20 protein-coding genes are annotated in these 22,763 nt (G+C 45.0%); 7 read left to right on the top strand and 13 right to left on the bottom strand.

Features of this window, described 5'->3' with window-relative positions; translation table 11 throughout:
• Positions 1-179 precede the first annotated feature (179 nt).
• Complete coding sequence (locus tag BLS15_RS23400) at positions 180-404, bottom strand: hypothetical protein (protein ID WP_021255134.1); 225 nt, start codon at positions 402-404, stop codon at positions 180-182.
• Between the two features lie 278 nt (positions 405-682).
• Between BLS15_RS23400 and BLS15_RS23395 the strand changes: the two genes are divergently transcribed.
• Entirely contained in the window at positions 683-1,198 is a 516-nt protein-coding gene (locus BLS15_RS23395) for a DUF1572 family protein (RefSeq protein WP_090513968.1), read from the top strand.
• Between the two features lie 26 nt (positions 1,199-1,224).
• On the opposite strand, the gene BLS15_RS23390 is transcribed toward BLS15_RS23395, so the two are convergent.
• The 5 genes from BLS15_RS23390 to BLS15_RS23370 all read right to left on the bottom strand — a co-directional run bounded on the left by BLS15_RS23390 (position 1,225) and on the right by BLS15_RS23370 (position 9,349).
• Positions 1,225-2,361 carry a sensor histidine kinase gene (locus BLS15_RS23390; RefSeq protein WP_254777394.1) on the bottom strand — a complete coding sequence of 379 codons (1,137 nt, stop codon included), beginning with the start codon at positions 2,359-2,361 and terminating at the stop codon, positions 1,225-1,227.
• Positions 2,358-3,032 carry a response regulator transcription factor gene (locus BLS15_RS23385; protein ID WP_065290563.1) on the bottom strand — a complete coding sequence of 225 codons (675 nt, stop codon included), beginning with the start codon at positions 3,030-3,032 and terminating at the stop codon, positions 2,358-2,360. Before BLS15_RS23385 ends, BLS15_RS23390 begins: the two co-directional genes overlap by 4 nt.
• A gap of 27 nt (positions 3,033-3,059) precedes the next feature.
• Positions 3,060-4,835, bottom strand: a complete 1,776-nt coding sequence (locus BLS15_RS23380; protein ID WP_090513965.1) for an ABC transporter ATP-binding protein — start codon at positions 4,833-4,835, stop codon at positions 3,060-3,062.
• A gap of 189 nt (positions 4,836-5,024) precedes the next feature.
• A complete protein-coding gene (locus BLS15_RS23375) occupies positions 5,025-6,479 on the bottom strand; it encodes a lytic polysaccharide monooxygenase (RefSeq protein WP_090513962.1) in 1,455 nt (484 codons plus the stop codon).
• Positions 6,480-6,898: 419 nt separating this feature from the next.
• The gene (locus BLS15_RS23370; protein ID WP_090513959.1) at positions 6,899-9,349 is read right to left on the bottom strand and encodes an EAL domain-containing protein; all 2,451 of its coding nucleotides are present in this window, start codon (positions 9,347-9,349) and stop codon (positions 6,899-6,901) included.
• Between the two features lie 301 nt (positions 9,350-9,650).
• On the opposite strand from BLS15_RS23370, the gene BLS15_RS23365 reads away from it, so the two are divergent.
• The 5 genes from BLS15_RS23365 to BLS15_RS23345 all read left to right on the top strand — a co-directional run bounded on the left by BLS15_RS23365 (position 9,651) and on the right by BLS15_RS23345 (position 15,094).
• Positions 9,651-10,331, top strand: a complete 681-nt coding sequence (locus tag BLS15_RS23365) for a response regulator transcription factor (RefSeq protein WP_021255141.1) — start codon at positions 9,651-9,653, stop codon at positions 10,329-10,331.
• A gap of 36 nt (positions 10,332-10,367) precedes the next feature.
• Positions 10,368-11,810 carry a sensor histidine kinase gene (locus BLS15_RS23360; RefSeq protein WP_021255142.1) on the top strand — a complete coding sequence of 481 codons (1,443 nt, stop codon included), beginning with the start codon at positions 10,368-10,370 and terminating at the stop codon, positions 11,808-11,810.
• Positions 11,811-11,883: 73 nt separating this feature from the next.
• The gene (locus BLS15_RS23355) at positions 11,884-12,702 is read left to right on the top strand and encodes a DUF3919 family protein (protein WP_021255143.1); all 819 of its coding nucleotides are present in this window, start codon (positions 11,884-11,886) and stop codon (positions 12,700-12,702) included.
• A gap of 1 nt (position 12,703) precedes the next feature.
• Positions 12,704-13,747, top strand: coding sequence for an ABC transporter substrate-binding protein (locus BLS15_RS23350; RefSeq protein WP_021255144.1), 1,044 nt, complete (start codon positions 12,704-12,706; stop codon positions 13,745-13,747).
• Between the two features lie 3 nt (positions 13,748-13,750).
• Positions 13,751-15,094, top strand: a complete 1,344-nt coding sequence (locus BLS15_RS23345; RefSeq protein WP_021255145.1) for an MFS transporter — start codon at positions 13,751-13,753, stop codon at positions 15,092-15,094.
• A gap of 290 nt (positions 15,095-15,384) precedes the next feature.
• Here the strand turns inward: BLS15_RS23345 and lepB are convergent, their stop codons facing one another.
• The 4 genes from lepB to BLS15_RS23320 all read right to left on the bottom strand — a co-directional run bounded on the left by lepB (position 15,385) and on the right by BLS15_RS23320 (position 18,488).
• Complete coding sequence (lepB, locus tag BLS15_RS23335) at positions 15,385-15,882, bottom strand: signal peptidase I (protein WP_028531570.1); 498 nt, start codon at positions 15,880-15,882, stop codon at positions 15,385-15,387.
• Positions 15,883-15,897: 15 nt separating this feature from the next.
• Complete coding sequence (locus BLS15_RS23330) at positions 15,898-16,551, bottom strand: hypothetical protein (protein WP_028531571.1); 654 nt, start codon at positions 16,549-16,551, stop codon at positions 15,898-15,900.
• 209 nt (positions 16,552-16,760) lie between these two features.
• Entirely contained in the window at positions 16,761-17,123 is a 363-nt protein-coding gene (locus BLS15_RS23325; protein WP_139170716.1) for a DUF664 domain-containing protein, read from the bottom strand.
• A 165-nt stretch (positions 17,124-17,288) separates the two neighbouring features.
• Positions 17,289-18,488: an MFS transporter gene (locus BLS15_RS23320; protein WP_090513953.1), complete on the bottom strand. Its 1,200-nt coding sequence runs from the start codon at positions 18,486-18,488 to the stop codon at positions 17,289-17,291.
• 313 nt (positions 18,489-18,801) lie between these two features.
• On the opposite strand from BLS15_RS23320, the gene BLS15_RS23315 reads away from it, so the two are divergent.
• A complete protein-coding gene (locus tag BLS15_RS23315; protein ID WP_036666691.1) occupies positions 18,802-19,428 on the top strand; it encodes a phosphatase PAP2 family protein in 627 nt (208 codons plus the stop codon).
• Between the two features lie 64 nt (positions 19,429-19,492).
• Here BLS15_RS23315 and BLS15_RS23310 read toward each other — a convergent pair whose 3' ends face one another.
• From BLS15_RS23310 to BLS15_RS23300, 3 genes are all read right to left on the bottom strand, one after another.
• The gene (locus tag BLS15_RS23310; RefSeq protein ID WP_036591752.1) at positions 19,493-20,227 is read right to left on the bottom strand and encodes a YdcF family protein; all 735 of its coding nucleotides are present in this window, start codon (positions 20,225-20,227) and stop codon (positions 19,493-19,495) included.
• Between the two features lie 10 nt (positions 20,228-20,237).
• Entirely contained in the window at positions 20,238-20,531 is a 294-nt protein-coding gene (locus tag BLS15_RS23305) for a hypothetical protein (protein ID WP_028531575.1), read from the bottom strand.
• 87 nt (positions 20,532-20,618) lie between these two features.
• Positions 20,619-22,523: a DNA translocase FtsK gene (locus tag BLS15_RS23300; protein WP_090513950.1), complete on the bottom strand. Its 1,905-nt coding sequence runs from the start codon at positions 22,521-22,523 to the stop codon at positions 20,619-20,621.
• Between the last annotated feature and the right edge of the window lie 240 nt (positions 22,524-22,763).

Genomic DNA, 22,763 nt, shown 5'->3' with positions numbered 1-22,763 from the left:
TTCACACACCTTCTTTTCATGCCGTTGTTGCTGCTAGGTTGTTGCTTCGTTTCGATTGTGTTGAGAATATCATAACATTCTCTGATTAGCCGGTCGAATGTCCATAAATGAATGGCTTCAACTCGTGCAACATGCAAAAAAGCAGCTTGGTGAAAAATCTCCAAGCTGCTGCCTACGTACTATTGTATTTTCCTCCTAGCCCGACGCTGCGCAAACAGACTGATTAGCACTGCCGTGTTGCCAACTATAAAAAAGAGTGACAGCATTGCTGCGAACAAAGTCGCTCCCATATAGTTAGAATCCTTACTCCCCTTCAATTGGAACAGAAATACGATGACGGCTATACAGCACACGATACAACAAATCAATAAGGCGCACAGGCGTCGCTTTATTCGTCGATCCATCTACCTATCCTCCATCACATCATTCTCGTCTCATTCAAACCCTTCATTGATCCTCTAACACGAATGATTCCCATTTTTAGTACAACTAACTGTATGATAAGCTTCGCTTTCGTCTCTTCTGTTATAAAAAAATTTGCTCATTTCCATTGCCCACAGTTCATATTCATTGCATAATACGAAGTAACCTTTCCAGCAAGAGGAAATTGCTATGCTACTCATTATATCGTGTTGATCCGTAGCCGTATAGTAACGATGTTCATTCGAGGAGGATGATTCCTATGGTGTTGCAAGCGGAAAGCCAGATCGCCCAGCATTATTTACATGTCGTCAATAAAAGATTCGTAGAATTGAAGAAGATGGGTGAACGAACGTTTGAACAATTAGAGGACGAAGAGTGGAACTGGTCTTACAATGTGGACTCGAACAGCATCGCGGTCATCGTAAAGCATATGAGCGGCAATATGATCTCACGCTGGACGGACTTCCTCACTACAGACGGCGAGAAGGACGATCGCAATCGAGATGGAGAATTCGAGGACAGCATTACGAGTCGTGAGATGCTCCTTGATGTGTGGAACCAGGGATGGAAGGTGTTTCTGGATACCCTTCAATCGCTAACCGTTGACGATCTTACCAAGACGGTGACGATCCGTCAGCAGCCGCACACTGTCATGGAGGCCATCGAGCGCCAGGTGTCTCATTACGCCTATCATGTCGGCCAAATTGTGTACGCTGCCAAGCAATTGAAGTCCGAGGAATGGAGCACCTTATCCATTCCAAGAAAGAAAAACTAAACCTACTAAAAAAAGCGCCGCTCACGCTACTTGCGTAAACCGGCGCTTCCTGCTTCTAAGATAGATGATTCTGCCGCATTTGGGTCTAAGGGAAGCTTCACACAGAAGGTTGACCCTTCTCCCTTCCTACTTGACACTTGGATATCTCCGGAGTGAAGCTGGACGATCTTCTGCACAATCGACAGCCCCAGCCCATTACCAGCGATGGTACGATTGCGAGACACATCTGCCTTGAAGAACCGCTCAAATAAATGCGGAATATGCTCCTCATCAATCCCAATCCCACTATCGGTAATGCACACTTCAACCGTTCCATTAGACATGCGCGCCTCGATATGAATAGCCCCACCTTCAGGCGTGAACTTAATCGCATTATGCACAAGGTTCATCCATACTTGACTCAGCATCTCTTCATCCGCTGTAATCTCCATTTTATCTACATTCAAATCTAATTCGATACGCTTCTCCAGCCATTGGGGTTCGCTGATCAACGCGATATTACGAAGCTGCTGATCCAATCGATAGCGCTTCATTTCCATCGGATGGTGCTCCGATTCCAGTGACGTTAATTTGAGCAAATTCTCGCTAAGCTTGGATAGTCTCATCGTCTCCATTTCAATGATTTGAAGATAATTTAGACGCTCTTCTTCGCTCAGTTCCTCACTCTGTAAGGCACGTGCGAATCCGCGAATCGAGGTCAATGGTGACTGAATCTCGTGCGAGACATTCGATATGAACTCCTGCCGCATCTGCTCCATTTCCCCTAAGCTGTCTGCCATTTGTTGAATCCCGTCAACGAGAGATCCGTATTCATCGCGAAAATCCTCATACATCGGGATACTGATATTAAACTCCCCTTGGGAAATTTTCTTCAGCGCATCCAGAATGGATTGGTAGAACTTAACGTGCTTAACGCGGACAAACGGAAATATGATTGCAAGTACCGCAACGAAAAATAGCAGTCCCATCACGCATAGAACGAGAAAAGCCCAATAGCTGTCTTGCTTCCAACCGACCGAGTTCATGACGTAAGGATTAATCAAATACGATAATGACCATGATGCCAGGATAAGTAATAATATGGTTGCCATTCCTGTTATGAATTTCACAACACGACCTGTCTTCGTCGCCTTGAAGGCTGCGTACCCTTCACGAAGCGTCATTCGAGTACCTCTAGCCGATAGCCAAGCCCGCGAATCGTCTTGATCTTGAACCCATGTTCAGTCTCAGGGAACCTCTCCCGCAAGCGATTAATATGCACGTCAACTGTCCGCTCATTGCCCTCGTAGTCATACCCCCATATATCCTCTATCAATTGTTCCCTGGAAAAGGTTTTACCTGGATATCCGCCCAGCTTGAATAATAGTTCGAATTCCTTCAAAGGCAATGAAAACGTCGCATCGCTAGTGGTTACTTCGAATGTATGCTGGTTCATGACGATACGTCCGAACTGAGCGATTTTTGATGTAGCGATCTGGTACCGCTTGAGCAGCGCCCTGACGCGAACGACAAGCTCCATCGGATCGAAAGGCTTCACTAGATAATCGTCTGTTCCAAGGTTGAACCCTTTGACCTTCTGTGATGTCTCGCCCTTAGCGGTTAGCATAAGGAGTGGGATATCATACAGCGCCCTTAATTCACGGCACAATTCCCACCCATCCATGTTCGGCATCATAATATCGAGCACAACCAAGTCCGCCTTATTGCTCTCCATCTGGGTAAGAGCTTCAACTCCATCAGGGGCTTCAATGGTCTTGAAGCCCTCCTTCTGCAAAAATACGGTGACTAGCTTGCGAATATGTGGATCATCGTCAACGACGAGTATGGTTGCCATCTACTCATTACCGCCCCTTTCTTCCTACTAGCAAGCCTCCTCCGATTCATCCAGAATGCGGAGCTGCTGTGCAGCGAATTCACGGTACATTTCGTGCGTCTCGAACAATGTCGCATGGGTGCCGCAGCCTGTTAGCTGGCCCTTCTCGACAAACAAAATTTGATCTGCATCTACTACGGTAGACAATCGATGTGCAATCACGAGCGTGGTACGGCCCTGCATCAGATTGTTCAATGCCTTCTGTACAACAATTTCTGATTTGCTGTCCAGCGCGGATGTTGCCTCATCGAGCATCAAGATACGCGGGTTGCGCAGCAGTGCCCGTGCAATGGCAATCCGCTGCCGCTGACCGCCAGACAGCTTAAGCCCCCGCTCTCCTACAGGAGTCTCATACCCTTCGGCAAGCTCCTGGATGAAGCCGTCTGCGTATGCCATTTGCGCGGCATGTTCCAGTTCTTCGTTCGTCACTTCACGATTCATACCATAGCAGATGTTCTCACGAATCGTTCCATCGATAAGGGGACTTTCCTGTGACACATAACCGATTTGAGTCCTCCAAGACTGGAGAGAGAACTCGTTAATATCCACCTCTCCAAGCTTTATTGCCCCTGAGGTTGGCAAATAGAAGCGTTCGAACAGCGAGAACAGTGTGGTCTTCCCACCGCCGCTCGGACCTACGATTGCCGTCACTTTTCCAGCAGGAATCGTGAAGCTTACATCCTCTAGTATAGGCTCACCCTGAGCATAAGCAAAGTGGACATTCTCTACTTGTATCGGTTGATCGGCTTGTTCCACCTGCTTGCCATGTATATGATCTTCCTCTGCTGCATCGAAGATGGAGATCATATGATCCGTTGCTCCAATTGCCTTCTGCAGCTGCGTAAAGAACATCGAGAGCTGACTCATCGGCATCACGATCTGGATCAGATACAAAATGAAGGCAACCAACTCACCCGCAGACAACACGCCTGAGGATACCCGCATTCCACCATATCCGATGATAACAACAAGCAAGACCATTAATACAAAGGACATGATCGGAGCGATCAACGCCTGAACGACACCCTCTTTAATGCCAAAACGAAGCAAGTTATTGATGCCCTTGCGTCCGTTCTCATATTCTCTGGACTCTGCATTCGATGCTTTCACGAGACGAATCTCGGACAGGACTTGGCTTAATACAGCAGTGAAGGACGCTGTCTCATCCTGCAAGCCTTTTGATATTTTGAACATTTGTTTCCCAAGCGGGAGTAAAACCAGTGCTGCGAGTGGAATGACAACGAGCATAATGACCGTCATCTGCCAGTCCAAGTACAGCAATACGATAAATGAACCGATCACGGAAACGATTCCCGTGAAGAAGCTTGATAAATGCTCGGTAATGAACCCTTTCACAATCCCGGTATCATTCGTAATTCGGCTTACCGTCTCACCAGTCTTGTTCTCATCATAATACGATACGGGCAATATCAGGAGCTTCCTCCACAATCGATCCCGCAATCCAGCTACAACCCGTTGGCCGATAAGATTCAGCATGTATATCGATAAACCGGAAGCAACCGTCTGAATAATGAAAGCTGCGGCCAGCGCCACAATCTGCATCGTATCCAGCTTCGACATGGAGAAGTTGTCTACCATCCCCTTCGTAAACATCGGTATTACCAGTGAGACTGCAGTTGAACCAATACTCATCAGCAACGCAATAAATAACATCAATTTCGATGGCTTTGTCTCATTTATGACGCGTAAAAATTGCCGCCAATTTCCGAATGACCCTTTCGTTCCTTCTATTTCTCTATCCATTGATCCCCAGCTCCTTATATATTATCCACTTGTGAAGTTGAGTCCATCATAATCAATGAATTTAAACGGAATGTAAACAGAAGCGACATCCATGCAAAAAGCCGTCCCATAACGAGAGCGGATGGAGTGTAAATTCTCCGGCTTCTTTCGTTCGAGAACGGCTTTTTCGGGTTGTATTCAACTATGCATTTATTTTACAAGCTTCCACACATCTGTTTTTCCTGGCGTCTCGCCTTTTGTCCACCACTTCGCTTGGTACGTGGCGCCTTCATATGTCACCTTAGCTTGTCCATCATAGGCGGTTGAAGAATTCCACTCTTGTGCCACATCGCTCAGCAGCTTCCATACATCAGAAGAGCCTGGCTTATCGCCTTGTGTCCACCATTTTGCTTCATAATCCAGACCTTGATAAGTGACGCGATCGCCGCTCACATATACTTTCGTGCTGTCCCATGTCGTCGATGTCTGCTCATCCGACTTCGTAGTCACTTGAACCGCATTGCTCGCCGCAGATCGGTTGCCCGCTTCATCTACAGCCACTACAGTGTAAGTATAAGTCGTGCCGGACTTCAGCCCTTGATCCATGAAGGATGGCTCCACTGCTGTACCGACAAACGTACCATTGCGGAAAACTTCGTATTGGGCCACCCCAACATTATCCTTGGATGCATCCCATACGAGATGAACACCTGTAGTCATCGTATGAGGCGCTCTTACGTTGGTCGGAACGGATGGAGCTTCTGTATCCACAACAGCCGCCTTCGTTGTCACAGTAAGCGGGCTGCTTGCCGCTGAACGATTATTAGCCCCGTCAACTGCGACTACCGTATACACATACGAGGTGGAAGCAGTTAACCCTTTATCTACATAGGATGGAGTCACAGATGTGCCAACGAGTTTGCCATCACGGTAAATTTCATACTGCTTAATGCCATTTGAAGCATTTGATGCTGCCCAGCCTAGCTCAATACTTGCAGCCGTTTGGATTTTCGATTCGAGATTAGATGGAACCGTTGGAGGCTGAACCTCGCCATTGTTCACCAAGTTCACATCCACGACCTGATAGAATGCATTACCTGTGTCCGCAATTTCCCAGACACCCAATATAATATGATAACCACTGCGGTCTGTTGGAATGGTTACCTCATGAGATACTTTGGTCTGTGGTTTTTTACCGCCATCTTGGAACGATGCGAACAGTTCCAAGTCCGAGCGCTTCAACGGCTCGTTTGGATTCCAGCCTTTTTTCGTAATGTAGTATTTCCATTCCTTCGTGCTGTGAGGAGCAGTTAGATGCCAAGACATCGTGTTTTTGCCGCCATGCAGGGTAACCTTCGTCCATCGATCTGCCGATTGCTCGAACAGCTCGGGGAAGATCCCACCGCCTGTAATTTCTCCGTCCTTCGGACCGCCTACTGGGAAATTGCCTTTTGCTTCTACACTCTGCGGCTCATATTGAATAGAACCGCAGTTTTTATTTTCTCCTTGCTTGCACAGCAGCGCCCGGCTTGTCGGTCCTTCCATATAACCATGTGCGTATGCTGTACCAGCATAACCGCCTGCTGCTGCGGCACCTAATACAACTATCCCGCATGAAAGGATAAGCGTTTTAACATTTGTGCTCCATTCGCTTCTCTTCGTCATTCGTACTGTCTCCTTCCGTGTCATCATGTCACTTATAGGTGAAAATGTACAGGACAATATGAGCATACATTCATTAGTTGTCCCGACCACATCTTACCCATAACTTCACGCTCTGCAAAGGTTCCACATACCTATAGACGCGCTTTCGAACCAGCACTACATACGGGATAATAATTTCATGAGGAAAGAACCATTATCGTGACTTAAGTCACAGGAATTAGCTCCATTCATTTCCATAATTCGAAAATGAAATACCATTATCCCAATTACCGGAATTTTGGCACGATTCTTCTTCATTGAAAAATAATCAAAAAATGCTATTAAAGTTAAAGCATTATAATTCATTGTGACTATGAAGACACCAATTTCATATGTCTTCATGATCATTTATTTAACCGAAAATTATTCTACATTTATGTTCATACCGTATCTTCATTTCGCAGCGGTACAAAAAAGGAACTCTCTACATCTGCTGCAGGCAGCGGCTTACTGAAGTAATAGCCTTGAATTTCACGACATTCCTTCTCAGTCAGAATATCCAACTGCTCCTTCGTCTCAATTCCTTCTGCAATCACATTCAGCTTCAAATGCTGCGCCATGGAAATAATGGTTGCAACGATCGCTTTATCATTCTCGTTGCTGGATATATCCGTAATGAAGGATCTATCAATCTTCAGCTTATGTATCGGGAACGTCTTCAAGTAGCTGAGAGAACTATATCCTGTACCGAAGTCATCCAAGCTAATACGAATGCCAAGCTTATTGAGTTCATGCAGAATGGTCGTGGATATCCCCGCATCCATCATCATGCTCTCCGTGATTTCGAGTTCCAAATATTGCGAGGGCAGACCTGTTTCGTGCAGTACCAGCTTCACTTGCTCGGTGAGATTCGAATGATGGAACTGCTGTGTTGACAGGTTGACAGATACAGGAATAAGCGGACCTCCCGCATCATGCCATTCCTTCATCTGACGGCATGCCTCCCGAATGACCCAATTGCCGATTTCACTAATCATTCCTGTCTCTTCAGCTAATGGAATGAAGGCGCCTGGCATTAACAGGCCTCGCGTCGGATGGTTCCATCTCACGAGCGCTTCGACGCCGATCATTTTGTTCTCTTCCGTACTGATTTGAGGCTGATAATGCAGGACTAGCTCTCCCCGCTGTACTGCCTTGCGCAAGTCGCCTTCTAGCTCGATCTTACCTAGCAAGCCAACATCGAGATCTGAAGTGTAGAATTGATGACCGTTCTTGCCGTGTTTCTTCACCTCGTACATAGCTGCATCGGCCTTCTTAATCAATTCAACCGGATCTGTGCTGTCCTTCGGATAGATAGCCGTGCCGACACTTGTTGAAATGTAGAAATCATTATCCTTCAGCCGGAATGGCTGCCGCATCTCCTCGACGATTCGCGTGGCCAATTTCTCACAATCAGTTCCAGCCGGATTCGTACGGCAGAGTACAATGAATTCATCGCCTCCGAGCCGTGAGATCGTTGCTTCATACCCTTCTACGCTGGAGATAATTCGATCGCTTACAGCCTTCAGGAATATATCGCCGTATGTATGTCCAAGCGAGTCATTAATTAACTTGAACCTGTCAATATCCAGGGCCATTACGCCGAAGTATCCACCCTCCCGTTCACAATCCTTGATGAGCTGTGTCAGAATCTCGTTGAACATGCGACGATTCGGCAATCCGGTCAGATCATCATGATAGGCCAGATGCTTAATCTGTTCCTTCGCTTTCTTCTCTTCCGTTATGTCCCGAGCGATAACATGATTGCCTGCCAGTTTACCTTCAATCTCCACCGGTACGATAATTACCTTCAGCTCTAACCGACGCCCATCCTTCGCAATAACTGCCGTATCATAGCTATGTGTTTTGTTTTCAATCGCAATATCGTACAACTTGCGGGCTCTTTCAGTTAAATCATCGGCAACGATCGCTTCAATATTAGATATATTTTGGTTTATGTATTCTTCCGCTTGCCCGCCAATCATCCGAATGACCGCAGGATTTATGCTAATGATTTGTCCGTTCGTATCTACGGATATGATTCCATCCACATTGTTCTCATACAATGTCCGGTACCAACCAGCATGTTCTTGAATCACATAATCTTTCTGGGACAGACGTCTGGTGATAAATACGCCGAATAAGGTCATGCCCAGTAACAAGAATGTCGCACAGGCAATAATGTAAGCGAGCACTGCCGGATCGATCAATAAGGCAGATCTCCGATTAATGTTCGGATCAATGTAGAAATGAGCTGCAATCATACCTGTATAATGCATGCCTGCAATGCCAGCGCCCATGATCAACGCACTTCCCAGCTTGTACCATGTTCCGCTTCCTGCTTGATCCTTGCGGAAATAGAACAGAAGCCACAGAGCGATCGCAGAAGCAGTCACCGCGATTGCAATCGACAAAATCACAATTGCTGTATCATAGGTAATCCCAATCATCATCGCATCCATGCCAACATAATGCATGCCAGATATTCCAAGCGCCATCAATATGCCTGATAGGATAAGCTCGCCAATACCGATCTTCTTCCTCGCTACGGTAAAGAGAGAGATACTTGAGACGAATATCGCAAGGATTACGGAGATAACTACATAGTCGATGTCGTATGTAACTTTCACCGGCAGCGACATGGATAACATCCCCACAAAATGCATGGACCAGATGCCTAATCCCATTGATGTTGCCCCGCATATTAGCCAGATTAACCTTCTGTTTCCTTTGCTCATACTGATTCTCCCGGCAAGATCCAATGCAGAGTAGGATGCAGTTACAGCAATTAAATAAGAAACGATAACGAGAAACAAATCATATGTCCCATGAATATGATGGACATGCCCCATTTTCAGACACCTTCTTTCCCTTTGTTGATAGGCACTTGCCATCATTTCAAAAGCAACCGTATTTATGCGACAATCATACTATATTACTGATAAATTTTAAATATCTTCTAGGCGATAAGTTGCTTTTTATAGGACTAATGAACCAATTAATTTTGTATATTTAGCAAACATTACCACGCATGCTTGCATCGCTTATCGTGTACAGTTATGGGTGTGGTTCATTCAGGATCTCTGCAGTAGCCTTTTCCAAGGCTGTTTTTTATAAAAAAGCACTATTATTCCTATCAACGAGGAGAACACGATGAATATTCTAGTTGTCGATGACGAAGAGAGTATCTTGAATCTCATTCGACTTAATTTGGAGATCGAAGGATATCAAGTACATACCGCCGCTAACGGCCGCGAAGCCAATGAGCAGTGGCAGAAAGAGCATATCGACCTCATTATTCTCGATGTGATGCTGCCTGATACAGACGGCTATCAGCTGCTTCGCGAGTTCCGCGCTAGCAACGCGGATATTCCGATTATCATGCTTACTGCCAAAGGACAAATTAATGACAAGCTGCTCGGACTACAATTAGGAGCAGATGATTACCTTGTCAAGCCCTTCCATAGCACGGAGCTGCTGCTTCGAATTAAAGTTATCGAACGCAGATTGAACAAGCCAGTTCAAGTAAATGACAGCAATGGCTGCCTTATTCAATGTGGCCCGTTCCGGGTAGATTCAGAGAAGCGATCCATCCACGTCAATGACAAGGAACTAATATTAACTTATCGTGAATATGATTTGCTTCTGCTGCTCATTTCGAACAAGCAGCGCATATTTACACGTGACGATCTTCTCATGAAAGTGTGGAAGCTCGACTATCCAGAAAATACGAGAGCCGTTGATATTATGATTCAGCGCCTTCGCAAAAAGCTCGGCAATGAAGGTGATCGTATCAAAACCATTTATGGAGTTGGCTATAAAATTGATTGCTGACACAGTTGGCTATGATGATTACAAGGTGGACAACCGATGACCTTACAGAAACGAATCTATTTGGCACTACTCGCCCTTTTCATACCCGTTATGTTGTTTCTTTATATTGTGCTTGACATCTCACTGCAGAATAATATTTATCAATCAGCCGTTCATTCCTTGCAGAAGCTCAGCATCGAGGCCCAGATCTATACGATCAATTATGTGGAACGCGAGCAGCAGGGCGAACCAAAAGAAACGCTTCAAAAAGGAGCAACGCTCATTGCCTCTTATTTGTCCAAACGGATGGGTGTCCGGGTACAGATCATGAATGCACAGCAGCATGTCCTTTCGGATACGGAACGCGGATCGCTGTCTTATGTAAATCAAGATACGGAGCAAGCTTTGCATGGCACCAAGTCCTATATGATTCAAAAAGCTTCTCCTTCGCCGCTGCTCCTGTTCTCTAGTCCTATCTATGTGGATAATCAAGTCATCGGCTTGATTCGTTTTCTTCAACCCTTGGAAGAAGAGGCTCAATTACTGAATCGAATGAATGCGACCTTTGCGATTACATTCCTTCTCATTCTTGCCGTTGCTGTGCTTATTGCGAATCGCTTCGCGAAATCATTGAGCAAGCCTATCGAGCAGCTGCGAGATATGGCGAAGAAGCTGGCAAGCGGCAATTATAGTACACGCATCGAATTAAGCGCCTATGAAGAGATCAGCCAACTAGCCCATTCCTTCCATGCTATGGCCGATGCAATCGAGCTTCATGTACAGCAATTAAGTCGTGAGAAGGACAAGCAGCGTGATTTCCTCGATCGGGTCACCCATGAGTTGAAGACTCCGCTGACTGCAATTATGGGGTATTCGAATTTAATTCCGCGGTTGAAGGACAGTAAGGATGTTGAGACGAGCCTGCGCCATATTTCCGTCGAAAGCGAACGAATGCTTACCCTAGTAGAGGAACTGCTGTCTCAGTCGAAATATAGCGACAGCCCATTCTCGGTGTCACCTACCATATGTGATATCGCAACCATTGCAAATGAGGCTGTCTATATTGTTCAGCCACGATTAGATAAATATCAGATTAAGCTTACGAATCAGCTAATCTCCACAATGGTCGTAGCCGACCCGGATAAGACAAAGCAAATCTTGTTGAATCTGCTTGATAATGCAATCAAATATAGCGATGCGTCTGAACTCATCATTCAACAGCGCACCAGTGAGCAGACAGTATCCATTACATTCCAAGATGATGGTATCGGACTTAGTCACTCACTAATTGAGAGATTCAGGATCGCATCAGCAGATGATTCCCTTCGTTGCTCCAGCGGAGGCAACGGGTTCGGTCTGCTCATCTGCAAACAGCTAATGACAAGACAAGGCGGCTCGATGTCTATCCATTCCGAGGAGGGAATCGGAACTATCGTTACGCTGGATTTTCGTTCACCAGCAGCACTTGATTCACATCCGCTGCCGATTTTCACGAAATAATACATTTACGAAACAATTACGAGGCGATTATGAAATGATAGTCGTTTATTCTGTCCAAGGAGAATAATGAAGGATGAATAAGATGTTAAGGAATGCCTTCCTATTTGGAGGTGTCATTCTGGTGCTGATGATCGCCGGCTATTACTTGAATGAACAAGTCTATCAAGAAGTCGGCCTTATCTATGATAAGCATGAAGTACTGCAAAAAGTAAGCGATTCCCTTCCTGTGCAGGCAACTATCTTTCATGGGAAATGGGGAACTCTCCAGGTCAATGACGAGGTAAGTTTGCATGCATTTGTATCCTATGTGGATCGCATTAAGCAGCAGTATGAACCGAAGCAGATAATGACTGCGAGAGATGAAGGACATGCCATGTTCTCCGGTCGAATTCGCTATTTGAACGGAAGTGAGCAGACCTTCTCGCTCGAAAATACCTTAACCCTTGGCAAATGGTCTTACGGCCCAGGACATGAGACTCCAATGCTGTCTGCTATGCAGACGCAGCTGTTAAGTCTGTTCTATACGCCAGAACATTATGCGGAATTTATCCGCTCTTCCAAAGAGCTTACCTATCGTATAGATGGTATACAGGAAAGTCTGCAAGATGATGAAAAGGGTTACTTGGTATCTCAGATAAGTCAGGCATCTGAAATTAAGGATCCGGTAGAGATGAAACAGCTGCTGCTGCTGCGCAAGCAAAAGCCGCTCGCTTATATTACCGCTTTCAAACAGGATAATGAGATGCTGAATGACCGCAACAATCTGCTGCATATGGTCGTATACGCCGATTACGTCGTCATGGAATACATGGGGGATGACAACGGCAATTCAATCTATTTGCGGACAAAATTGGGGTCACTACTTCATGGGAAGAACATAGGGGCACAATAAAATGACACGATTCCTTTACCTTCTATTATTTATCTGCCTATTCACGCAGGCAGGCTGTACCAAAGATCAAAATACGATCACCGTAGATGAGCAAGGTGTGCCCCAATTAAATGGGCGCCATATCGTTGCATACGTCGCTGCTCGTGAGGAAGTTGGTAGCGCATTGCTATCCTCATTCTGTCAACGAACAGGTTGTACGTATGAGTACATTCGTTTGTCCACAGAAGAAATATTGCGGCGTGTTACACAGGAATCTGCCAAACCGCAAGCGGATCTCGTCATCGGCGGAACGATTGACGCGCATTTGACAATGAAACAGGAGAAGCTCTCCTCCCCTATTCGCAGCTCGAATCTCGCTGCGATTCCTAGCTCCTTCAAGGATGAAGACGGGTATTGGGCAGGATATGAGATTGAACAATTGTCTATTGCTGTCAATCGTGACCGTTGGAATAAGGAATTTGCGCCATTAGGCTTAACGATGCCTAAGAAGTGGGAAGATCTTCTTCTTCCTGCTTACCAAGGGAAGATCGTTATGCCCGATCCGAATTACTCCGGAACGGCATATACATTCCTTTCCTCCTTATACGAGGCATGGGGCGAGCAGAGAACAACGGCCTTTCTCAAAGGTCTTACCCGCAATGTTGGGCTTCTCACAGTGAACGGTTACATGCCAGCTCAATACGTTAGTTCAGGCGAGTATGTAATCGGTATCAATTTCCTCGGAGATCAGCGCAAGCTGCGCGATGCAGGATTCGATCTTGTTAGCAGTGTTCCGAAGGATACGAGCTTATCTGTGAACGGGATCTCTAAAATTCGGAATGCACCTAATGAGACCGCTGCGGACTGGTTCATTAATTACAGCTTGTCCCAAGAGGCAGCAGCTGTTCTGGAACAAGTATCGTTCGGTACTCCTACCGTTCATCAGAACGAACAGGATATTTCGAATTCAGCTGTACTTCCCGTACACAGCTCACTACGCAGACATGAACAGATTTTGAATCAATGGAACAACTTGCGTGCAGACACAAAAGGTCAAGGAGAATGAAGAATGTTTGCTTGGTTGAAAAAAGCTCCCGCCATACCACGATTGCCGGAGCACATGATCGCGAAATTGTACCGAATCTTCCGGATTCGTACATTGATCGGTATTTCTATCGGTTATGCAGGCTACTACTTAGTACGTAGCAACTTTACGTTATCCACACCTTATTTAAAGAGTGAGCTCGGGTTTACCACTTCTCAAATTGGTCTGTTGAGCTCGGCACTCGCCGTCACTTACGGGATAAGCAAGTTCTTCATGGGGAACTTGGCAGATAAAGCCCATACACAGCGCTTTATCGCTGTTGGTTTGTTCTTGTCTGCCATTATTAACCTTATCATGGGCTCTTCTTCCACGTTCGGTCTCATTTTCATGCTTCTTATCGTGAACGGGATGTTCCAAGGCATGGGTGCTCCTCCTTGCAGTATCACCCTGGCGAACTGGTTCTCGAAGAAAGAGCGCGGTACTTATATGGGAATCTGGAATACATCCCATAATATCGGCGGAGGTCTTATTGCACCAATCGTCGGTGTTGCATTAGGGGTTCTCGGCAATGCTTACTGGCAATCCGCAATTTTCGTCGTTCCCTCGATTATGGCCATGGTTATCGCCGTATTCGTATGGTTCTCCGGTAAGGATACGCCACAATCGATCGGCCTTCCGCCAATCGACGAATATCGCAACGATTATGATGATGTAGAACGCAATCCAGACGGCGACAAGCTGTCCTTGAAAGAAATCTTGTTTAAATACGTACTTAAAAACAAATTTATCTGGTTCCTGTGCTTGTCGAACGTATTCGTTTACTTCATTCGCTTCGGTGTCTTGAACTGGGTACCATTATACTTGACGGAAGAAAAAGGCTTCACACAATCGCAATCTCATGTTGCATTTGCTGTATTCGAATGGGCGGCAATTGTAAGCTCGCTCGTAGTCGGTATCCTTAGCGACAAGTTGTTCAAAGGCAACCGGATGCCGCTCTGTATCATCAGCATGGTCGGAGTCTTGTTGGCTACGCTCGTATATTGGCAGTCTTCGGACGTGCTGGTAATTACGATCGCCGTATCCATTATCGGCTGTCTCATCTATGTACCACAGTTCTTGATTGGCCTTAGCGCAATCGACTTCGTTCCGAAGTTCGCTGTAGGTACAACGGTTGGTTTGACTGGTTTGTTCGCTTACTTGTTCGGTAACTTGACTGCAAGCGCACTCGTTGGATTTATCGTTGAATCCTCCGGCTGGAACGGCTGCTTCCTGATGCTGCTTGGAAGCGGTGTATTGGCAGCATTCTTCTTGACGCTTATTCAGATCGGCCGCAAGAAGCATATTCGCAATACTGCAAATCAAGCATAAGTGAATCGAGACTTAGAATTACTTATTTAACTTGCCATGTACACACCCTCTGTTGCGAGCTAATAGGCTCAGCATACAGAGGGTTTTCTTTTCCCCGCTACCAAAGCCAATCTCAACCCTCCCATCTATGCTTGAATAGCTATGGAAAATATTGATGTTCTGCAACAGAGGTTCCAAATACATATCGAGGGTCATACCTTGCATTAAAAGACCCCACCCTTGATTAATAACAGGTAATCACAGGTGAGGTCTTATAGCTTCTACTTGTATGAATGGATAAAAGGCGACGCCTATTGGCTAAAAATATGTGTCGGTACAACAGCCAGCACCTTGCCAATTATTTCGTCTGTGCTCACGAACGGCTTATCCCAAAGATGGGAATCGTTGCTGTTGTTCCGGTTATCTCCAAGGAAAAAATAATGATCCTGTGGTACCGTAATCGGCCCATAGGAATAGTTCATCTTTTCCAGAATGTATGGTTCCTCGACTGGAACATCATTCCGATACAGCTGTCCATTCTTTACTTCAATACGATCTCCCGGCAAGCCGATAAGCCGTTTCACATACCGGTCTTCCGCAACTGGCGGATAAAATACAACAATATCCCCATGCTTTAGATCGGTTAACCACATCATTTTCTCAACGATCAAGTGATCCTTCTTCTCTATCGTCGGGATCATCGAGCCAGTCGGGACACTCATCGCTTCCGCGACATATGCTTTAATGAATAATGACAGACAGACTGCGACAATTACACTTGGAATCCACTGCTTCAACGTTTTCCACATAGTTCGGTTCCTTTCTTATTTATCACTTTTAGTTTCACCAAACAACTCCAATTCCGCTCCAATCTCGTTCGATCTCCCGCTGTAAAAAGCTGTAGAATCTCTCGCATAGACACGGTATTCCGCGGTCACACTATTTTTCTGATGAGGGATCAGCTCTACACTTTGAAAATCAAACTCAATAGATTCGTCATTCATCAATCGTATGGGACGAATGCGGACATTTGTTTCTTCACCGTAATTATATACGGTAAATGTGCAAATAGTGGTCAGCTGCTTCACATCTTCAGAATATTGCACAGTCGAGCAGCTGCTGCCCTCCTTTGTGTAGTCTAACGAAGATATCCCCGATGCGAAATATTTCACGGTGAACATCACACCTTTGCTAACCGTAGGGGATGCCATCGCAAACAAAATACACCCGATAATCAGCCGTTTTGCTAGTTTTGGATGATCATAAGAGCGAGCTGCACCCCGAATTCCAACAATTAATAAAAGGATACCAAAAATAACAGGCGGATGCCAACTCCCACCATCCATTTGTACCCACGGCGATAGACCAAGAAAGAGAAAGATCTCATCTCCGAAGGAACGTCCTAAGTGATGCATGGATATCAAAACGATACCAACAAATGTCGCCCCCAAATAAATTGGCCCCGGCTTCACCAACATTCTCCCCTCCCTCTCTTTTGTTCGGGGTTCTCTCATGTATGGTCACGATGTAAAACTTCCCGCTCGTAGAGCTTCTTCATGAATACAATATTTGCAAAATGATGTCTGCTATGATCAGCAATATGCCATATCCCCCAGCGAATAGTGGCTTCATGCCCATTCTCGAAAGGCACTGTTTGATGAAGTTCATCATCATTGATACACTTGCATTATTCAAACAGCATCTCATGAACCAATGCATACTCACTAAGCAATACGGACAATGATATTCCCTTTATATGAGGTAACCTCCCTTTTTCATCATACATAGGGCCTAACTTCAGAATTGGATCTTCCGGAAAAGATAAGCCTTGCAAGCGGTAGACCCAATGAAGATCCACTACACACAAGTGGCGAATAATTTGCGAAATGCTATTATGTTCATTATGTTCCCCTGTATAATCGATTGATGCTTGGGTCAACCCTTCCACTTTCCTTACAATCTTTCCCCGATTATATTCGATCATGGCATACAACAGGCCTGTTGTATGAGACAAATCAAGGCGTGGTTGTAAATCATATGTACGATGCAATCGACTCAGCTCCCCTGTATCAGTCTTATTATCAGGCGGAATAGACAAATAACCCGGTCTCGTAACAAAGCCAGGTCATGATGTCCATATAAAGCGAACAGAATGTAACAATCAGTTTCACATCCCATAATTATACATACAAATCAACAGAGACGGAAGCATTCGTTATATTTCTTTGGCAACTGGTTGGGCAACATGTTGGGTAGATACCCGTTTCACCATCCATATCGAGAGCACGACAAACAGTACGCCGAAGGCAGCAAATGTCATGCTTGAACCAAAGTTCACGATAATCAGACCACAAATAAGCGGCCCGGCCGACATCCCAACATAGCGGATCAGATTGTACAAACCTAATGCACTTGCTCTCTGTTCTTCGAACTCGCTGCTAATCATGGTTGAATAGAGAGGCGCAATCAACCCACCTGCTGTGCCGTACAAGAACAAACCAATTGACAGCCCTACTAAAGAGTACGATTCAGTCAGAGCAAATATAAGAATGCTGCATGCTGCCATTAGATTACTGTAGAGCAGTAAACGACGTTGATCGATTTTAGCTAAAATTGATTTGTATACCACAGTTCCCAGTATCATACTGACCGCCATAGGAAGGTAGAGCAAGCCGACAATCGTCAAGCTCATGTGATATTGATCGGTCAGAAGCGCAGGCAAATATACGATGAGTGCGAAGTACAGGAAGAAATACAAGAAGCTAATCATAAGAATTCCTCTCCCGACTTGGCTTCGTAACACAATACCATATTGAACGATCATCCTGCGAATATTTATGGAAGCTGACCGATTCCTCTGATCCTTCGGAAAGTATAATCCATTCCCAAGCAGCAATAATAGCGACACGCCAGTGAGGAACCAGAAGATGCCGGGATAATTATATTTCCCTCCTATCCATCCGCCAAGCACGGGGGCAACTGCGGGAGCAATTGACATTAGCATCTGATAAGTCCCCATTGCACTGCCCCGCTCCGCTCCTTGGTATAGCTTCCCAATGGTGGTAGCTGCAATTAACGGAATCGATGCTGCCCCTACAGCTTGCAATGCGCGAAATACGAGAAACCAAGTAAAATCCTTCGTCACTGCGCAGCCGATACTAGCAGCAATCGATATAGCAATGCTAGGCATTAATATAAACCTTGCTCCCTTCACATCAATGAGTGCCCCACATCCAATTTGCATGATCGCAACGATAAAAATGAAAATAGAGACCGATGCGTTCACCATCGATAGCGACACATGAAAGCTGTCTCGTAACAACGGAATAATCGGAGAATAGATGTTTTGCATCAGTGATGCGAAGAACGTGCTTAGACATACTACGTATAAAATTAGCTTAGAATTTGATTGCATTCGCTTTCCTCCTCATCAGAGCTCTGATATTGCTCATTTCGTAATTTAATGCTCGATTTATTGTTACATATGTAACGATATGGGTGTGAAAATGAAATTGACATCTAAAATGAGACCGCCAATATTGTTACGCTTGAAACAATAATCAAAGTTTACTACGATATCCCCGTATTTACAACCCTTATTCATCACAAAAAGAAAATCTGTATTGTTCTCATCCGTTCTTCATACATTCTTCAGCTTTTCATGCGGTTCGTCTATAGTTTTATGATTTACGATGAGTTCAAGTTCGTAAAAGAAAGGATGAGCGAAGATGAATCGAAAGCTCTCGGCATATATTCCCCTGCTGTGGCTATTAGCAATCCCGGTGCTTAACATCTGTTACGGGTTATTAAATCATGGGAATACGATCGTTCATGACCTATCGACTGATTTGGATCAGGAAATCCCTTTTATCCCTGCATTTATCATTCCCTACGTGATTTGGTATCCCTATATTTTCACCGTACTTGTGCTGTTCTTCAGGAAGCAAAGAAATGTGTACTATCGAACGCTGCTCTCCCTCTGTGCCGGACTGGTCATCTGTTATATGGTCTATGCAGTATATCAAACGACTGTACCACGTCCTGAAATAGGAGAGCCTGGATTGCTGACAGCTCTTGTACAGCTTGTGTATCAAACAGATGCGCCATTCAACTGCTTCCCAAGCATTCATGTCTTCACATCCTATCTCATGATTAAGGCTGTATCCGACCCAGATTCACAGCATCGCTTCCCCTATTTACGAGCCATTGTCCTCATCCTCTCATGGGCAATCATAATATCGACATTGTTTGTGAAGCAGCATGTATTTATGGATGTGGCGGCAGGGATTGTAGTTGCAGATTTGGTATACAATCTTATACGAAAATGGCTATCGTATCTTAACATCGTTCCCTAGCATACACAAATAGGGAGATCCCCGAGCACTTGTGCATGAGGAATCTCCCTTACCGCTTTCTTATTCAAAATAGAACCGCCTTCACCATCGCTAAAAATTCACGAATCATATTCGTTGGTTTCAGATGATTAGGGGAACTGCTTGATATTCCGTACGGCTCAAACCCAATCTTCCTGGCGAGCATCTTCGAGCGATACATGTGGAAATCACTTGTGACAATCATTAACTTGTTGCCTAATGCACCTTGTTCTCGAAGCAGAGTCTGTGAATAGACTAGATTCTCCTTCGTTGAGGTTGACTTCCGTTCAGCAAGTATGCGTTCCTTAGGTATCCCATTCTGTATTAAATAATCTTCCATTGCACTTGCTTCAGGTATATCTTCACCTGGCCCCTGACCTCCCGATACAATTACGGGAACTTGAGGGTTGGCTCGAATATAAGGCAAGCTTGCATCAAGTCTATCTTGCAGCGTTGTTGAGAGCTTCGTGCCTCTTAATCCTGAACCTAGAACAATTACATAATCGACTTGTGCCTGATTACGATCATCTGTCCCCATCTCGGATATAATGAGCGATTCCACTACAACGAACAGCATTAAACCTATGGACACACAGATCAAGAATAGATTCCGCAACCATTTATACTTTTGAAAGTCTATTTTACGCAACAGAATATACAGGAAGCTAAGCGAACACGCGAAGGCGACTTCGAAAGTTCTTCCATAAACGATAAACAATACAACACATAGCCCAATCAAACCAAGATCGACGAGCATTGACTTACGACTCCAGCTTTTCATCTTCACGCTCCTAATTCTCCGTATTCGCCAGGGTCAACCCACATTCAGGACATACAGTATCATCCATACTTACCCGTATGCCGCAGGCCGGACAACATTCAGTATCATGGCTTGGCTGAACAGAATCAGGGGTTTCTTGTACTTGCGTCTGGGTCTGTATCTTATCCTTATGCAGTTCAACCAACAAATCTCGAATTTCTTTGATATGTTGGGCCATCTTCGACTGTTCAATGGCAGATTGAATCAGATGGTACCAAATATATAAACCAATACCTGCAATAATGATAACGACAACAATCCCCATGCGCTACATTCCCCCTGTTCTATTTGCAGAAAATAGAATGACACCCAGTCCTCATCTTACGCTAATCCAATATGGTGCATCACATGGTTAAGAGCCGATTTCCGACAAACTTGGTAATTGAATGATTTCTGAGAAACGCATCCGTAGTACTGAGCTGTTTTTCAAAAAGACGGCAACATCGTTGGCATCCCCTTCGATGATGATTACGGTTTCGGAGGAATAGCGATCCGTAGCTTTCACCAGAGACTCCGTTAATGCACGCACCTTGTCTGCATCTGTACGATTTCTATCTTGTGTTGGAACCCGCAGCACAAGCATACCATTCTTCGCATGTTGGAGATTCGATATTACGTTACTGCTTATGGAACTTGGATCCTGATCCTCCATATTCTCTATTGATACAGGTACGATTTGCCCCCATGATAGAATGCCGCACTTCTTATACACCTGAGACAAGAGTTCAATTACCTGTACCCTAGCAGGCTCGATACCGCCCATAACTGCAAGACACATGGGAGGCATATCGACGTACAATCCTTTTGCCTTCCCTTCTTGATATTGTGACAACCGATGGACAAGTTGGCGTAGCGATTCTGCATATTCGCCAAGTACTCCACTGGATAGGAATTCATTCAAACTACCTTGTAAATCGAATCTTGCTTCCCCCGTTTGATCTGATTGTGCCTTAGAGTAGTTTGGATTTGCTGATAATGTTCGTCCCTGCAGCGATTCATCTGGCTGTTGAAATTTATCAGTTTGCTGGGATTCATCAGCATTCGATATCTCGCTACTCTTCATATTGGAATGCATTTCTGCTGTGTGATTGCCTGACTGCTCAGTATCGCTCAGCGATGTTGACTCCTTCCGCTTCTCTACTGATGGAGAAGTCGTCCGACTAGCGGATGGAACCTCAATGTTGAGCGCATACACACTTGTGAAATAAAGTCCTATTTCAATATGTTCCTCCAAGAAGCGGTGCATTTTCGCTGGCGCTCCCGTTAAAATGACGAGAATTTCATCATCTTCTTCAGTCTCATTTTCCAAACAACAAAATAACATATCTAGCGCTTCCCGCCCCTGTCCGGTTCGATCGTCTTCAAGCAGCTTGTAGGCATCTTGTATTACAAGTACGCCTCCGCGTGCCTGTTCAACAATATCGAGCGTAGACTGTGAGCGTCTTCGGCGGTACGGATCAATTAACTGTTTATAATTCACCTCAGTTACCGTTCGTTCAGACAAGTAGAACAGTTCGTGAAAGAGAGAAGAAATGAGATCAGCAGCCCTCATCTCCCAAGTACCCGGTTCCGTAGCGAATATCATATGAATTCTCGGATAATAAATGTCTTGTCCCAAATCATAGCGATTATTAAGCCTCTGGATTAGTCGAACGAGGCGCTGAATGTTCTGATGCATCGCATCAAGACCCGTTAACTCATGAAGCTCCTGCAAAAGGGCTTCTATATTTCGGTCCGCTTCAGCCTGTTCTTCTTCAGTCAAGTCCTCCTCATTGGAATACACCTCTTTGATAAGTGCAGTTACTCCATCTGGGGTTAAGAGCGCTTGCCGTCTATCACTTGCTGATGGCGGGCCAACAATTTGCGTCGCCTCTAGCTGCTCCTGAATGAGCCGAGCTCTCTGTGCTCCTATATTTAATTTTGATTGAAGGAGAGCCGTTGACGCGTATCCAACTTCCGCTACAATTATGGCTGCATCTTCGAGCAATTCGTCCTCTTCATCACCATCCGCACTTTCTTCTTCCCCATCGTCCTCATATTCCTCTTCCTCGTTATCTTCGTAGTCTTCTTCATAGCTTGTCGCATCGGCAATCATTTTCTGCCTTTCCGCCTCGCGTTCTTTCTTATCGCTAAAATAACGGTATATAACATAGATGCTTGATACACTGCCAAATAATACACCCAATAATAGAGAGTATTCTGTCAGAAAGAAAATTGTCATCCAAACAATAAAAAATATGACCCATGGTAGATTCACACGTACACCCCATACTCTCTCTAATTTTTCCTTATCCTAATTCGAGTTGCGGTAATGCGATGATGAATTTTTGATACGGTCGAAGCTATATGTTCCGAATCCAAAAAAGGATCAATTATGCTCGCTGACTTCCATGGAACCATGATTGCCTATATTAGGCTAATTGAAGGATAGAGGGGCTCTATATGTTCCGCTTGATTTGATATCAGATCAATGATTTGCATGGAATTCCTATCAAGT

It is taken from the genome of Paenibacillus sp. cl6col, from assembly GCF_900102125.1.
GTDB classification, from domain to species: Bacteria; Bacillota; Bacilli; order Paenibacillales; family Paenibacillaceae; genus Paenibacillus_B; species Paenibacillus_B suaedae.
Note: the sequence above shows the minus strand (reverse complement) of the source record. Positions and strands in the feature narration are given on the sequence as shown.

Bases quoted from the DNA above. Each gene is read 5' to 3' on its own strand.
- BLS15_RS23320 (WP_090513953.1), bottom strand. From the start codon at position 18,488: ATGCAATCAAATTCTAAGCTAATTTTATACGTAGTATGTCTAAGCACG.
- BLS15_RS23380 (WP_090513965.1), bottom strand. From the start codon at position 4,835: ATGGATAGAGAAATAGAAGGAACGAAAGGGTCATTCGGAAATTGGCGG.
- lepB (WP_028531570.1), bottom strand. From the start codon at position 15,882: ATGTGGAAAACGTTGAAGCAGTGGATTCCAAGTGTAATTGTCGCAGTC.
- BLS15_RS23360 (WP_021255142.1), top strand. From the start codon at position 10,368: ATGACCTTACAGAAACGAATCTATTTGGCACTACTCGCCCTTTTCATA.
- BLS15_RS23365 (WP_021255141.1), top strand. From the start codon at position 9,651: ATGAATATTCTAGTTGTCGATGACGAAGAGAGTATCTTGAATCTCATT.
- BLS15_RS23370 (WP_090513959.1), bottom strand. From the start codon at position 9,349: ATGGGGCATGTCCATCATATTCATGGGACATATGATTTGTTTCTCGTT.
- BLS15_RS23390 (WP_254777394.1), bottom strand. From the start codon at position 2,361: ATGACGCTTCGTGAAGGGTACGCAGCCTTCAAGGCGACGAAGACAGGT.
- BLS15_RS23375 (WP_090513962.1), bottom strand. From the start codon at position 6,479: ATGACGAAGAGAAGCGAATGGAGCACAAATGTTAAAACGCTTATCCTT.
- BLS15_RS23305 (WP_028531575.1), bottom strand. From the start codon at position 20,531: ATGGGGATTGTTGTCGTTATCATTATTGCAGGTATTGGTTTATATATT.
- BLS15_RS23355 (WP_021255143.1), top strand. From the start codon at position 11,884: ATGAATAAGATGTTAAGGAATGCCTTCCTATTTGGAGGTGTCATTCTG.
- BLS15_RS23400 (WP_021255134.1), bottom strand. From the start codon at position 404: ATGGATCGACGAATAAAGCGACGCCTGTGCGCCTTATTGATTTGTTGT.
- BLS15_RS23315 (WP_036666691.1), top strand. From the start codon at position 18,802: ATGAATCGAAAGCTCTCGGCATATATTCCCCTGCTGTGGCTATTAGCA.
- BLS15_RS23395 (WP_090513968.1), top strand. From the start codon at position 683: ATGGTGTTGCAAGCGGAAAGCCAGATCGCCCAGCATTATTTACATGTC.
- BLS15_RS23385 (WP_065290563.1), bottom strand. From the start codon at position 3,032: ATGGCAACCATACTCGTCGTTGACGATGATCCACATATTCGCAAGCTA.
- BLS15_RS23350 (WP_021255144.1), top strand. From the start codon at position 12,704: ATGACACGATTCCTTTACCTTCTATTATTTATCTGCCTATTCACGCAG.
- BLS15_RS23345 (WP_021255145.1), top strand. From the start codon at position 13,751: ATGTTTGCTTGGTTGAAAAAAGCTCCCGCCATACCACGATTGCCGGAG.
- BLS15_RS23330 (WP_028531571.1), bottom strand. From the start codon at position 16,551: ATGTTGGTGAAGCCGGGGCCAATTTATTTGGGGGCGACATTTGTTGGT.
- BLS15_RS23310 (WP_036591752.1), bottom strand. From the start codon at position 20,227: ATGAAAAGCTGGAGTCGTAAGTCAATGCTCGTCGATCTTGGTTTGATT.